Origin of the sequence: Nocardia sp. NPDC050718 (assembly GCF_040654235.1) — a bacterium.
GTDB lineage: Bacteria > Actinomycetota > Actinomycetes > Mycobacteriales > Mycobacteriaceae > Nocardia.
In genome coordinates this window covers 212,849-225,875 of sequence record NZ_JBFAHQ010000004.1, presented here as the reverse complement: position 1 = coordinate 225,875, position 13,027 = coordinate 212,849, and the positions used below count along the sequence as shown (strand labels likewise).

At 68.9% G+C, this 13,027-nt stretch carries 13 protein-coding genes; 3 read left to right on the top strand and 10 right to left on the bottom strand.

The features are described 5' to 3' along the window. Positions 1-88: 88 nt before the first annotated feature. Both AB0H54_RS20065 and AB0H54_RS20060 read right to left on the bottom strand, forming a co-directional pair. Positions 89-406, bottom strand: a complete 318-nt coding sequence (locus AB0H54_RS20065) for a hypothetical protein (RefSeq protein ID WP_357346821.1) — start codon at positions 404-406, stop codon at positions 89-91. 122 nt (positions 407-528) lie between these two features. Continuing rightward, the gene (locus AB0H54_RS20060; protein ID WP_357346820.1) at positions 529-1,407 is read right to left on the bottom strand and encodes a helix-turn-helix domain-containing protein; all 879 of its coding nucleotides are present in this window, start codon (positions 1,405-1,407) and stop codon (positions 529-531) included. Between the two features lie 90 nt (positions 1,408-1,497). On the opposite strand from AB0H54_RS20060, the gene AB0H54_RS20055 reads away from it, so the two are divergent. The 3 genes from AB0H54_RS20055 (at position 1,498) to AB0H54_RS20045 (ending at position 4,346) form a co-directional block, all read left to right on the top strand. Continuing rightward, on the top strand, positions 1,498-2,289 hold the full coding sequence (locus AB0H54_RS20055; protein WP_355272472.1) for an SDR family oxidoreductase: 792 nt from the start codon (positions 1,498-1,500) through the stop codon (positions 2,287-2,289). Positions 2,290-2,299: 10 nt separating this feature from the next. Continuing rightward, a complete protein-coding gene (locus AB0H54_RS20050) occupies positions 2,300-3,397 on the top strand; it encodes a diacylglycerol kinase (protein WP_357346819.1) in 1,098 nt (365 codons plus the stop codon). 301 nt (positions 3,398-3,698) lie between these two features. After that, positions 3,699-4,346 (top strand): cyclase family protein, encoded by a 648-nt coding sequence (locus tag AB0H54_RS20045; protein WP_357346818.1) that lies wholly within the window; start codon positions 3,699-3,701, stop codon positions 4,344-4,346. 92 nt (positions 4,347-4,438) lie between these two features. On the opposite strand, the gene AB0H54_RS20040 is transcribed toward AB0H54_RS20045, so the two are convergent. The 8 genes from AB0H54_RS20040 to AB0H54_RS20005 all read right to left on the bottom strand — a co-directional run bounded on the left by AB0H54_RS20040 (position 4,439) and on the right by AB0H54_RS20005 (position 12,999). After that, the gene (locus tag AB0H54_RS20040; RefSeq protein WP_357346817.1) at positions 4,439-5,980 is read right to left on the bottom strand and encodes an aldehyde dehydrogenase family protein; all 1,542 of its coding nucleotides are present in this window, start codon (positions 5,978-5,980) and stop codon (positions 4,439-4,441) included. A gap of 243 nt (positions 5,981-6,223) precedes the next feature. After that, entirely contained in the window at positions 6,224-6,859 is a 636-nt protein-coding gene (locus AB0H54_RS20035) for a hypothetical protein (RefSeq protein WP_357346816.1), read from the bottom strand. A 43-nt stretch (positions 6,860-6,902) separates the two neighbouring features. Then, entirely contained in the window at positions 6,903-7,859 is a 957-nt protein-coding gene (locus tag AB0H54_RS20030; protein ID WP_357346815.1) for an MlaD family protein, read from the bottom strand. Continuing rightward, positions 7,856-8,914 carry an MlaD family protein gene (locus AB0H54_RS20025; protein WP_357346814.1) on the bottom strand — a complete coding sequence of 353 codons (1,059 nt, stop codon included), beginning with the start codon at positions 8,912-8,914 and terminating at the stop codon, positions 7,856-7,858. Before AB0H54_RS20025 ends, AB0H54_RS20030 begins: the two co-directional genes overlap by 4 nt. Positions 8,915-8,940: 26 nt before the next feature. Further along, complete coding sequence (locus AB0H54_RS20020) at positions 8,941-10,044, bottom strand: MlaD family protein (RefSeq protein ID WP_357346813.1); 1,104 nt, start codon at positions 10,042-10,044, stop codon at positions 8,941-8,943. Next, positions 10,044-11,051, bottom strand: coding sequence for an MlaD family protein (locus AB0H54_RS20015; protein WP_357347542.1), 1,008 nt, complete (start codon positions 11,049-11,051; stop codon positions 10,044-10,046). Before AB0H54_RS20015 ends, AB0H54_RS20020 begins: the two co-directional genes overlap by 1 nt. Then, on the bottom strand, positions 11,048-12,046 hold the full coding sequence (locus AB0H54_RS20010; RefSeq protein ID WP_357346812.1) for an MlaD family protein: 999 nt from the start codon (positions 12,044-12,046) through the stop codon (positions 11,048-11,050). Before AB0H54_RS20010 ends, AB0H54_RS20015 begins: the two co-directional genes overlap by 4 nt. After that, positions 12,043-12,999 (bottom strand): hypothetical protein, encoded by a 957-nt coding sequence (locus AB0H54_RS20005; protein WP_357346811.1) that lies wholly within the window; start codon positions 12,997-12,999, stop codon positions 12,043-12,045. Before AB0H54_RS20005 ends, AB0H54_RS20010 begins: the two co-directional genes overlap by 4 nt. Between the last annotated feature and the right edge of the window lie 28 nt (positions 13,000-13,027).

The following is a 13,027-nucleotide window of genomic DNA, read 5'->3' as shown; positions in this document are numbered from 1 at the left end:
GGTGGACTGTTCTCGACCCCTCACCGTCCCACGGAACCGCGCCGGGACGACATCGGGTGACCGCCGAGTGGGACTGTTCGCGCGGTCCTCACTTCGGGACCAGCACCCCGGACAGATCCGCGTCCCGGATCGGCGTGTCCGGATTCGCCTGCCCGCCGCACATCAGGTTGATCGCGGCGACCGCCAGGTCGACATCGTTCTGGTCCGCCGCCGCGTTCCCGCGGCCCTCTTCCTCGAGCAGCTTCGTCACCGTGGTGTGCTTCTTCGCCGAGTCCTGGGCGAGGTACTCACTGCACCGGGTGTCACCACCCTTGTTGACCGCTTTCTCCAGCTCCGCGCATCCCGTCGCCCCGCCCAGGGCGGCCAGGATCAGCGCGGTCGTCACGATCGTCGTTCGCAGGTCCATGATCACTCTCGTTCCTGTCGCATCCGTGCGCCGCGAAGGCCCTACACAGGGGGCATAGCCACGATCGACGTCGGTAATCAGCCGCGCCCGGCCTCAGCGGGACGAACACGCCCGCACGGCCGTCATCCGCGCCGCGCGAGCGCCACCGACAGCGACTCGGCGCCCGCGCGGATCGTGTCGACGTACCGCTCGCGCTCGCCCCGGCCCACCGTCGATCGCAGCGGGCCGATCTGGACCTCGTAGGGCGCACCGGCGCCGGTGAGCACCGGCGCCGACAGATAGCTGACGGGCAGCGGGCGCTCGTCGGCGAGGTCGGCGTCGCGGTAGGGGCGCGCGGTCAAGCGGGCCAGCTGCCGCAGTACCCGGGCGCGGAGTTCCGGCTGGACCACCTCGCCGCCGACCGCGCCGAGCAGCTCGGCGAGCACCTCCACCAGACCCGCGTCGGCGGAGTCCGGCCCGAAGATCGCGCAGCCGTGGGTGGTGACGAACCGCAGCAGCGCGGGTGCGCCCCGCCGGGCCGGACCGGTCACCGCCGCCGACCACGCGCGGCGTTCGGCGTCCCCGCGCCACGGCATCACCGCCGCGCCCGCCGGGTAGGACAGCGGAATGGATTGTCCGACCGCCAGTCCCGGCACGATGCGCGCGCCCCGCGCGTACTCCTTGGCCACCACGGTGAGCCGTCCGTCGGCGATGCGGCTCAGTGTCACGCCGCACTGCGCGGCCACCGCCATCGCCCGCAGCTCGGCGCTCACCGTCGCGGCCGGGATCTCGGGGTCGGCGACGGACAGTGCGGCGAGCGCGGGGCCGGGACCGAAGCGCCGGTCACGGTCGCGGCGCACCCATCCGGCGTCGGTGAGTTCGGTGAGTACCGCGGTGACCGTGGCACGGGCGAGCGAGAGCGCCGACGCGATCTCCGAGGCGGTCAACGCCCGGTCGCCGCGCGTCAGCAGTTCCATTACCTCGATCACCCGGCGGGTCGGCGGCGACGCGGATTCCGGCATGACACCCCTTGTCTGCGGATGTGACCCGCCCTACACTGCTTCGACTATTCGCCACATATTAGTCGAATATTCGACGCACGAGAGGTGCTCATGATCCTCGACCAGTTCCGTCTGGACGACCGGGTAGCCGTTGTCACGGGAGCGGGACGCGGCCTCGGCGCCGCGATCGCGACCGGATTCGCCGAGGCCGGTGCCGACGTGGTGATCGCCGCGCGCACCGAGGCCGACCTGCGGCGGGTCGCCGATCAGGTCGAGGCGGCGGGTCGGCGCGCGCACGTCGTGGTCGCCGACCTGGCCGACCCGGACGCCGTCACCGCGCTGGCCGATGCCGCGACCGCGCGGTTCGGCCGCCTGGACATCGTCGTCAACAATGTGGGCGGGGCACTGCCGCGACCGTTGCTCGACACCTCCCCCGACGATCTCACCGAGGCTTTCGCCTTCAATGTCGGAACGGCGCACGCCCTGGTGCGGGCCGCGGTGCCGAAGATGCTCGAGACCGCGGGCGGCGGATCGATCGTCAACATCACCTCGACCATGGGCAGGCTGCCGGGCCGCGCGTTCGCCGCCTACGCCACCGCCAAAGCCGCCCTGGCACACTACACCCGCAGTGCCGCCATGGATCTCAGCCCACGGATCCGGGTCAACGCGATCGCCCCCGGCTCGATCCTGACCTCGGCGCTCGACATCGTCGCGGGCAACGACCAGATGCGCACGGCGATGGAACAGGCGACACCGCTGGGGCGCCTCGGCGAGCCCACCGACATCGCCGCGGCCGCGCTGTTCCTGGCCTCGCCCGCGGGCGCCTTCCTCACCGGGAAGGTGCTCGAGGTCGACGGCGGGCTCATCGCACCGAACCTGACCATCCCCCTGCCGGATCTGTGAGGACGACACCATGGTTCACCGCGTAGTCCATTGGGGCACCGGCAATGTCGGGCGGCACGCCCTGGCGGGCGTGCTGGCCGACCCCCGCTTCGACCTGGTCGGCGTGCGCGTCTCCGGTCCCGACAAGGCCGGTCGCGACGCCGCCGAGCTCGCCGGATCACCCACGCCCACCGGCGTACTCGCCACCGCCGACACCGCCGACATCCTGGCGCTGCGACCCGATTGTGTCGTCTACACCGCCATGACCGACAACCGGCTGATGGAGGCGCTGGCCGACCTGCGCGAGCTGCTCGCCGCCGGGATCAATGTGGTGGCCAGCGCACCCGTCTTCCTCCAGTACCCGTGGCATGTGCTGCCAGCGGATCTGCTGGACCCGGTGGAACAAGCTGCGGCGCAGGGCAATTCCAGTCTGTTCGTCAACGGCATCGACCCGGGTTTCGCCAACGACCTGCTGCCGCTGGCCCTGCTGGGCACCTGCCACTACGTCGAGCAGGTGCGCTGCCTCGAGATCGTCGACTACTCGACCTACGACAATCCCGCCGTCATGTTCGACATCATGGGCTTCGGCAGGCCCATGCACCAGACACCCCTGCTGTTGCAGCCCGGCGTGCTCTCGCTGGCCTGGGGCAGCGTGGTGCGCCAGCTCGCCGCCGGTCTGGACCTCGAACTCGACAGCGTCACCGAGCATTACGAGCGACTGCCCGCGCCGGAGACCTTCGAGATCTCGTCGGGCACCATCCCCGCCGGTACCGCGGCGGCCCTGCGATTCGAGGTCCGCGGCATGGTCGGGGACCGGCCCGTCACCGTGCTCGAGCACGTCACCCGGCTGCGGGCCGACCTCGCACCCGAGTGGCCGCAGCCCGCCCGTTCCGGCGGGTCCTACCGCGTCGAGATCACCGGCGAGCCGCACTACACCCTGGATCTGGCCATGTTCAGCGACCACGGCGACCACAACCACGCCAGTCTCGTCGGCACGGCGATGCGGGTGGTGAACGCGATCCCCGCCGTCATCGCCGCGCCGCCGGGCATCCGCACCACGCTGGACCTTCCCCTCGTCACCGGTGCGGGCCTGGCCGATCCGGGCCGAAAGCCCGGACAGCACAGGTGAAGACGGCCGACCCGAGGGTCGGCCGTTCACTCGTCCGCGTGCGGTCCGGCGACAGCGGCCTCCCGTCCCCACGCCGGCGGGTCCACGATGGTCGGTCGGGTGTCGGCGGGCGGCCAGGTCGTCCAGGCGGCCGCGGCCGCGTGTTCAGCGATGGATTTTCCCCAGTTCCACATCGTTTCGCTCCTCCCCAGAGCTCCTCGGTGGTCTCACCAGGCTATCCGGCGATGATGTGGAGGGCTAACGATTATTCGCCGCGCGCGCCGCATCCGCGCGGCGCCGGACCGGTTCGTAAGCTGCGGGTGTGCGCCTGATCGACCTGACCCAGCCGATCCACACCGGCATGCCGGTGTTCCCCGGCGACCCGGAAGTCCTGCTGGAACCGGCCCTCCGGGTCGCCGACGACGGGGTGAACGTGCTGCGCGTGCACCTGGGATCGCAATCCGGGACCCACGTCGACGCACCGGCTCACCTCGACGATCGCCTGCCCACCCTCGACGAACTGCCGCTGGAACGGTTCATCGGGCCCGCGCACCTCGTAGATGCCCGTTCCGTGCCCGCGCGCGGCGCGATCGGAGTCGAGCTGTTCGACCTCGATCCCGTCCCGGGTGCGGTGGTGCTGATAGTCACCGGCTGGTCGACCAGCTGGGGCACCGCCGACTATCTCGGCCATCCCTCTCTACACCCGGATGCCGCACAGTGGTTGGTGGACAAAGGAATCCGGACCGTCGGCATCGACGCTCCCAGCATCGACCCGTCCGAGGCCGACGATCTCGCCCTCCCGGCGCACCGGATCCTGTGCGGCGCGCACGCGGTCATCGCCGAGAATCTCACCGGGCTGGACCGGCTGCTGACCGCGGGCGCCGCGATCGAGATCTCGCTGTTCCCGCTACGGCTCAGCGGGGCGGACGGTGCCCCGATCCGCGCGGTGGCCCGAGTAGCCGACCGGTAGCGGCCCGCCACGCGGCCGAGACGCTACCGACGCCGGCGTCGAACACCAGGATCGGCGCGGCGATGTCCCGGTTGTGGCGGCCGGGCCCCGGGTTACGAGAGCAGCCGTCTGCCGAGACGACTTCCGAAGCCGAATCGAACCAACGCTGCGAGCTGTCGCTCGGTCGCCGGGGAATACGGGTACCAGATCGCTTCCCGTTTCGATCCACCGCGGGAGACCAGGACGGGTTGGGGATGCGTATAGCCACGCAGCCCCTCCGCGCCGTTGTTGATGTGTCCGAGCCCGCTGCTCTTGCGCCCGCCGAACGGCGCCTCCGGCACGCCGTAGATCACCGCGGCGTCGTTGTGGACGACGGACCCGGTGTTGAGCCTCGCCGCGATCCGGCGCGCTTTGGCGCCGTCTTCGGTGAATATCGAACCGCTGAGACCGTAGCGACTGTCGTTTGCGAGCTCGATCGCCGAGTCCTCGTCGGGCACCCGCATTATCGCCACGACCGGGCCGAAGGTCTCCTCTGTCATCAGGTCCATCTCGTGGGTCACGTCGATGACAACCGTCGGTGCGAAATGCAGGCCGTCTCCCCCGACCGGATCACCGCCGACCAGGATCGACGCGCCACGCAGTCGCGCATCCTCGAGATGGCGCCGCACCACCTCGAGCTGCCGGTCCCAGATCAGCGGTCCGACATCGGCGGCCTGGTCACGACGGAACCGCACCTGCGCAGCCTGCTCCCGCACCCGCCGGATGAATTCGTCGGCAACGCTTTCCACCACGTAGACGCGTTCCACACTGAGGCACACCTGACCGCAGTTGAACAGCGACAAGTACACGGCCCCGGCCGCCGCGCGTTCGAGGTCGGCGTCCGCGCAGACGATCATGGCGTCCTTACCACCCAGTTCCAGGGCACACGGTGTCAGCGCCGCGCCGCACGCCGCGCCGACCTTGCGCCCCGTCGCGACGCTTCCGGTGAAGCAGATCTTGTCGACACCCGAATCGACGAGCGCGGCACCTGTCTGTCCGTCACCGTGCAGGACCTGGACGACGTCCTCCGGGACACCGGCTTCCCGCAGCAGGCGAACAACCCACGCACCCGAATACGGCGCGACTTCGGACGGTTTGAGAATCACGGCGTTGCCTGCGAGCAACGCCTGGACGACCGGATTCAACGACAAGACGAACGGCGCGTTCCACGGCGTGATCACACCGACCACACCGAGCGGCTGGTAGTGCACGAACAGTTTCCGGAACGGCCGGATATATCCGTGCAAACCGCGACGCTCCGGGTTCAGAGCGCGCGCCGCGTGCGCGCTCCAGTAATTGATGAAGTCGCAGGACGGAACCAGCTCCATCGTCAGCGCCTCGATGCGCGGCTTGCCGGTCTCGGCATGGACTGTATCGATGATCTCTTCGCGCCGGCGAACGAGGACATCGAGCGCGCCGCGCACGATCCTCGCCCGTTCCCGCACCGGCAACGCCGCCCACACAGGCTGGGCGGCACGGGCGCGGGCCACCGCGCGCTCGACGTCTTCCGTGGTGCTCACCACCAGTTCCCCGACCCGATGCCGATCGATCGGACTCTCCAGTGCGATCCGGCGTCGTCCGTCCGACGTCTCGGGCAGCGGTTGGGTTATGGCCATCAGTTCTCCTTGGAACGCCGCGACTCACGCTCTATTCTGGCCACCATTCCATACTAATGTCTAGAGTGTTGTCCAGTTCACTGCCGCCGACCAGCGCGGTCACCGAGGAGCTGAAAGCGCTCTGAGACAAAGCGATTCGCGCCTTTTCCACGGGTGACCACACCGGGGACAACGAGAGTCGAGGATGCTTGCTGCGAACCACGTGTCGTCGGCCCGACGACACGTGGTTCGAGTGGCACGGTGCTATTTGGTCGGCAAAGCGTTCTGCAGACCACCGACATCGGTGATCTTCCAGTCCGCGTTGCGATCCAGCGTCAGCGAGTAGGTCACGGTGGTCTGGGCACCGGTCGGGGTTTGCGCGCTCGTCGAGGTCACCGTGAGATAGGCGTTCACCTTGTAGATTCCGCCGGCCTCGGAGATCACCTGCGCCGACAGCGGCGTCCCTGTGGACGTCCACTGCAACGGCAGCAGAATCTGTTCCAGTTGTGGGGAGGTGGCCTCGAACTTCGCCGCCAGTTCGGGGGTGGTGCCCGCTTTCAGCCGGTTCAGCCACGCTCTGGTGTCGCGGTAGTCGATCGTCGAGGCACCCACCGCGTAATTCGACGCGACCTGTTCGGCATGCCGGTCGTCAACGGACTTCGCCTCCCGTGCGGCCAGGTCGGCGTCGGCCGATCGGTAGAGCATCGCGAAAACCGCGGTCGACACGAGCAGCGCCACGATCGCGAACGCGGCTACGAGCGTGGTCAACGACAGCGACACCGTCCGCTCGCCCACCCGGGGTAGTCGAGATCCGCGCGTCGCCGCGGACGCCTGATCGGTGGATGTGTCGTCGACCTCCGCTGTCGCGGTGTCGCCGACCTCGTCGGTCCGCGTTGTCATGTGCTGTCCTTCCGCCGAATCGGTGGGCTACGAGGTGGATCTGCTACTTGACGCCGATTCGGAATTGCAGGGTGCCGTCGGCATCGACGCCGTGGAGCGCCTGATTGATCAATGCGCTGATGTCCAGCGCCGGTGTCCGATTCATCGCGTCGGTGACGACCGGTTCCAGCACCGGCCCCAGCTGGGCGGCGGTCGGCCCGATCTGCTCGACGAGGGTGGTCATGTTCCGCAGGAAGGGCACCAGCCCGTCGCCGGTGAAATAGTCGGTGACCGGACGGCTTTCCGCGAGTGCCGCGCCCGACTCGACAATCCGGTTCAACGTGGTACCGAACGCCGCGAACTCGGGGCCCGCCGCGGCCAGCGACGGCCCCAGCCATTCGATGTCGCCGCCGAGCGCCTGAAGGTCGTCGAACAATTGCCGGACGGTCTGGGTGCGGCTGAGCAGCGTCGCGGCCAACAGCGACGTCGATCGTTGCAGGGTGTGCACGGCCGAATCGGTTCCGCTCAGCGCGCGATCGAAGGTGCCGACCAGATTCCCGATCACTGCGGGATCGATCTGTTCGAGCAGTCGCACCAGTTTCGCCGACAACGCGGTGATGGTCATCGGCATCCGGATCCGCTCGGTGGGCACCACCTGTCCGTCCTCGAGATACGGCGCGGCATCGCGCACCGGCGAGAACTGCACATAGGGCTCACCCAGCGCCGAGAGTTGTTCGATCCGCACCTCGCTGGCCACCGGAATCCGGTACCGGTCCTCGATCCGCAGGCGCACGAGGACGCCGCCGGCTTGCTTGGTCACCGTCTCGGTACGGCCGACCTGCACCCCGGCCACCAGCACCGGGGCGTGGGCGCCCAAGCCGCCCGAGTCGTCCAGGCGCATCTCGACGGTGACGAAGCCGCGCCGGGGATCGACGTGCAGCACACCGAACGCCATGTACCCGACGCCGAATATCAACACCGCGACAATCGACGAGAGCGACACCGCCGCACGGATATTCATCGCAGCACCCCGATCATGCGCAGGGTGTCGACAATGCGGGCGGTCTGCTCTTCCGACGACATCGCCGCGGGCTGCTGCGCGCCCATCGTCACACCGACAACGTTCACTTTCGGACCCCGATCGGCAAAAGGAATGATCTTGTCCTGGATCAGGTCGACGACCTGTTTCATCGTCGAGGGCGAGTCGGCGTCGAGCGGGCGGCCGCCGAAGAGCATGGGCACGATCGCCCGGGTGGTGCCATCGAGGGATTGCACGACCGGCCCGAGCCAGCTCAGGCTGGGCGCGACCGGACCGAGAGCGGTGAGGACGAAGATGACGCCGATCTGGGCGTTGATGGAATCGACGGTGTGCGCAACGCCGTACGGCGTCAACAGGTCGTCGAACACCGGGACGTCCTCGCGCAGGCCGTGGCCGGTCGCCGCGAGACCGTCGAGCACGGCACCCACGGAGCTCAGATTGCCGCCGAGGTCGACCAGGTCGCGGCCGAGTACCTCGGCGATGCGCGCGGTCTCGCGCGGATCATCGGGCATGATCGCGTTCAGCTGGGTGACGATGGTCTGGATATCGGTCACCGCCCCGCTGCCGACGAAGGTGGCCAGCCCCGCGAAGATGTCCTCGATCGGCACCGAGGGGATGCTCTGCGCGAGGGGAATCGTGGCGCCCGGCGGCATCGGGGCCGCCGTCGAGTCCGCCGGTGCGCGCAACGCGATGTGCACGTCACCCAGTGGTGTCTCCTGCCGCAGCGCGGCGGTCGTCGCCGCGGGCAGCTGTACCGACGAGCGGACGGCGACATCGGCGACGACGTACCCGCGCCTGCCCTGTTCGGTCGGCGCGGTCGAGATCGGGTCGACGAGCCGCAGGCCGATCAGCTGGCCCACCCGGACGCCGTCGGCGAACACCTTCGCTCCCGGCGGAAGATTGAGAACGTCGGCGAACTCGATGTGCAGATCGTAGGTGGGGCCGTCGACGCCGGCACCCGGCACCGTGATCTCCGCCGGCTGAAATCCGCAGCCGGTCACCGCGAGTGCCACGGTGAGTGCCACGGTCGTGCCCATTCGGCGACATCGGGCGGTGAGCAGGGTCATCGCGCGCTCACCCCCGCCAGCAGAACCGGCAGCGGGGGCAGGGTGAGCGCGCCGTTGTCCGCGGTCAGGCAGCCCTGCCCGGTGATCGCTTGCACCGCGGCACAGACCTGGCCCGAATCCGGTGACGCCAGGACGAGTTTCGGTGCGGCGTAGCCGAGTGTGGGCCGCCCGGTGGCCGGATCGAGGGCCGTGGCGAACCCGGTCGCGATCGCCGGGATCATTCCGATGAGCTCGGTCAGTGATCCGACGCCCGCCTTCAGCAGGTCGGCCAGGCTCGCGGCCGAATCCAGCGCGCGCAACGCGGGCGAACCGAACATCATGATCACATCGTTGATCTGGGGTAACACCTGGCTCAGCGCGGCCACGAGGTCGATGATCGGTGGGAACGCGATGACATTGATGTCGTTGAAGGTCCGCGGCAGTCCGCTGACGGTCTCGCGTACCTGCGGCCAGCCGCCGCGGGCCCGCTGGGTCAGTTCGGCTACCGCGTCCAGCAACGCCCCGATGTGCCCGATGGCGGCGTCGGGGGCGGCCAGCGCCGCGCTCGCGCTGTTGATGAGTGCGTTGATCTGCTCGCCGGAGCCGTGAGTCGCGCGGTCCAGCGCCGCGATCCCGGATCCGAGCGCATCGCGCTGCGCCGGGTCGTCGACAGCGTTGAGCTGGTCGCTGAGCTGGGCCAGGGCGTCGAAGGTTTCCGACATGCTCTTCGGGGTCAGCGTTCTGGTGATGCACCGGCCCGGGCTCCAGCCGCCGTGCGTCGGCTCGTCGCCGATCAGCGCCAGCTTCCGGTCCGCGATCAAGGTGTCGCTGACGGTGACAGCGCCGACGTCCTCCGGCAGTCTGCGGTCGGCCCGCACCGTGAACCGCACACGCGCGATGGTGCCGACGAGTTCGACCTCGGTCACCTCGCCGACCGGTACGCCCAGCACCGTGACGGAGCTGCCCTGATACAGGCCGATGCCGTCGGGCATGTCGGCGCAGTAGTCGCGCGTCGCCGGGGCCGGTTTACCGATCGCCAGCACAGTTGCACCGGCGACGACGACAGCGACGATCATCGCCACCGACATCACCGCCCGTGATCCCAGGAATCGTCGCATCATCAGCAGGTCCCTCCGGGTACGGGCACACAGATGGCCGCGGCGGACTGGTCGACGGTGATCCCACCGCCAGGGGGCAGGAGCGGCAGCAGCTGCCGGTGCATGGTGCGCAGTGCCTCGAGCAGTTCGCCCAGCCGGGCCTCGAGCTGCGTCAGCGGGGGGATCGCATCGGCGAGCGTTCGAGCCCGCTCCTTCACGCCGTTGTCCCAGGCCCGCCCCAGGGGCGCGATATCCGACAGCACGACCGCCAGGTCGTTGAGGGCCTGCGCGACCACGACCTTGTGGTTGGCGATGATGTTCACCATCGTGCCCAAGGTGGTCAGCAGCTTCGCCAGCACAGCGGAGTTCTCCCGCATCGCCGTGAGGTACTCATCGGCCAGCGACAGCGTGCGCGAGACCTCGGAGTTCTGCCTTTCCATCAGCCCGACCAGGTCCGACGCGGCGCCCACCACGGCCCGGATCGATTCCGGGCTCTGGTTCAGCGATGTCGACAACTGGGCCAGGTTCTGGCGCAGCACCGCACCGTCTATCGCGCGGACCGGCTCGACCGCGTCCTGGAATGCCTGGGTGAGGTTGTAGGGGATGATGACCCGTTCCGGCGGGATGACGCCGGCTCCGAGAGGCTTGGTCCCGGCCGGCTCGACGGCGAGGTAGTAGCCGCCGACAACGGTCAGCATGCGGATGTCGAGCACGGTCTGGTCGCCGAGGAAGGCGTCATAGTCGGCGGTGAACTCCATCCGCACCCGGTCCGGCAGCAGCGTCAGCGATTTCACCTTCCCCACCGGGATGCCCGCGATCCGGACATCGTCGCCGGTCCGGATCGTCCCGGCCTGGCTCAGCTCCGCGCGGTAGGTCCTTTCCCTGGTGGTCCCGGTCAGCGAAACGACACCGACGGCCGCGACCAGCACGACCACCGCGCACAGGCCCCCGAGGCCCCAGCGCAGATCGGTGTTCCTCGGTGCGGTGGCTACTCCGGTGCGCCGCACCGAGATCCGCGCGCGCAGGTTCATGAGTTGCACAGGACAATCCTTTGACCGGCGAGCAGGATATGGAGTGGCTCGGGAGCCTGAGCGGCGCCATGAGCGCAGCCCGCCTGCGGACCGGACGCCGGTACCGCCGCGGCGATCGACTCGATCAACCCGGGCATCCGCTCGAACACCGCGACCGCGTCGTACGGGTCCGGAAACGACTGCTTCAACAGTGCGTCGAGATCTCGATCTTCCTGCCCGGTGAGGCCGAGCACGGTCAGCATGCTGCGCAGCGGCTGGATCACCGGGGGGATCTGCTGGGAGAAATCGACCAGTCCGGGCAGCTTGGCGGCGATCACGGCGAACAGATCTGTCAGGCTGCCCAGCAGTTTCATCGCGTTTCCCGAATCGCCGCCGATGTGATCGGAGACCTCGGCCAGGTTGTCCACCAGCACCGACAGCACCGCCTGCTGGTCGGACGCGTACCGGCTCAGGTTCTCGATCGCGCCGAGCGCGGGGCCGATACCCGTGCCGTTGCCCTCCACGACGGCGAGCAGGCTGGTCGTGAAACGGTTCAGATCATCGGGTGAGAGTTCGCGCAGCACGGGCTGCAGACCTTTGAACAAGGTCGTGATGTCGAAGGCGGGCACCGTCTGATCGACGCCGAAAGTCGATCCCGCGCCGCGTTGTTCGCCGGGCTGCGCGGGCTGCTCGACGTCCAGATAGCGGAACCCGGTGAGATTCTGATAGCGGACCGCGACCTTGGAATTGACGAACAGCGGGCGATCGGACCCGATGGTGAACCGCACCCGGGCCAGGCCACCGTCGAGCTCGACAGCGACGACCTTGCCGACCTGGACGCCGTAGAGGCGCACGTCGTCACCCGGCCGCAGGCCGTTGGCGTCGGTGAACATCGCGGTGTGGGTGTCGGTGTCACCCTCGACCGGACGTGTGATCACCGTAAAGATCCCCGACAGGACTATCAGCATCGACACCGCCGTGACCACGACCCGGATCAGCAGCGCACGGGTTGTCATCGCGGTCCTCCCCCCGCGGGCAGTCGATCGACCAGCGCCGCCAGCGGACCCGCCAGCCCGGGGACGAGGTCGAGTTCGACGCGGGCGTCGAGCACCGGCCCGTCCGGACCGTCGCGGAACGCGCGGTCGAGCCGATCCATCAGTTCGGTCAGCTGCGTAGCCGAAACCGTCGGATCGCCGACTGATCCCGAGACTCGATCGAGCAGCATGCTCACGATGGGCAGCAATCCGCCGAAGTAGGGTCGCGCGGTGCCGAACAGGGCGGTGACGGCGGGCAGCAACTCGTTCTGGATGCTCGGCCACATGTAGCCGAACTTGTCGAGATGTTCTTGCTCGGCCAGGTAGCCGTTGCGGTAGCTGGCGTGCAGCACGGTCAGACCGCCGCTCAGCATCGGCGGCAGGCCGGCCAGCGCCGCGCCGTAGCGGTCGAACAGCACCGACGGCGGGAGCTGCGCGGTCTCGGTGTAGGAACGCACCGTCGTGCCGATCGCTTGCATGAGTGGAGTGAACGCGCCCAGGTCACGGGCCACGGTGTGCAGTAGTTCGGTGAGCTGAGGCGTCAGCACGTCCTCGGTCAGCTCACCGGTGTAGCTCAGCAGCGAGGCGAGAGTGGCGTCGCGGACTCGATCGGTCCGGCCCTCGGTGAGGTCGACCGTCGACCCGTCCGCGAGGATCACACCGCCGGCGTCAGGGTGCACCTCGAGTGCGCTGATGCCGAACAGGTTGCCCGGCACGTAGTCGATCGACAGCGCGCTGGTCAGACCGAACAATTGGGATCGGACCAGGTTCAGCTCGATCTGCCGTCGACCCTGCCCGGCGACATCGATCCCGCCGACCGACCCGACCCGGACTCCGTCGAGCCGCACATCGGTCCCCGGCCCGATCCCGGCACCGACATAACCGACGATCAGGACGACGTCGATCTCCTCGGCCGAATCCGCATCGGGCAACACCCGCCACACCCCGGCGGCTATCAGCGTG

Coding starts and splice junctions, on each gene's coding strand:
- AB0H54_RS20030 (WP_357346815.1), bottom strand. CDS start 7,859: ATGAATATCCGTGCGGCGGTGTCGCTCTCGTCGATTGTCGCGGTGTTG.
- AB0H54_RS20040 (WP_357346817.1), bottom strand. CDS start 5,980: ATGGCCATAACCCAACCGCTGCCCGAGACGTCGGACGGACGACGCCGG.
- AB0H54_RS20055 (WP_355272472.1), top strand. CDS start 1,498: ATGATCCTCGACCAGTTCCGTCTGGACGACCGGGTAGCCGTTGTCACG.
- AB0H54_RS20015 (WP_357347542.1), bottom strand. CDS start 11,051: ATGAACCTGCGCGCGCGGATCTCGGTGCGGCGCACCGGAGTAGCCACC.
- AB0H54_RS20025 (WP_357346814.1), bottom strand. CDS start 8,914: ATGGGCACGACCGTGGCACTCACCGTGGCACTCGCGGTGACCGGCTGC.
- AB0H54_RS20010 (WP_357346812.1), bottom strand. CDS start 12,046: ATGACAACCCGTGCGCTGCTGATCCGGGTCGTGGTCACGGCGGTGTCG.
- AB0H54_RS20035 (WP_357346816.1), bottom strand. CDS start 6,859: ATGACAACGCGGACCGACGAGGTCGGCGACACCGCGACAGCGGAGGTC.
- AB0H54_RS20065 (WP_357346821.1), bottom strand. CDS start 406: ATGGACCTGCGAACGACGATCGTGACGACCGCGCTGATCCTGGCCGCC.
- AB0H54_RS20050 (WP_357346819.1), top strand. CDS start 2,300: ATGGTTCACCGCGTAGTCCATTGGGGCACCGGCAATGTCGGGCGGCAC.
- AB0H54_RS20060 (WP_357346820.1), bottom strand. CDS start 1,407: ATGCCGGAATCCGCGTCGCCGCCGACCCGCCGGGTGATCGAGGTAATG.
- AB0H54_RS20020 (WP_357346813.1), bottom strand. CDS start 10,044: ATGATGCGACGATTCCTGGGATCACGGGCGGTGATGTCGGTGGCGATG.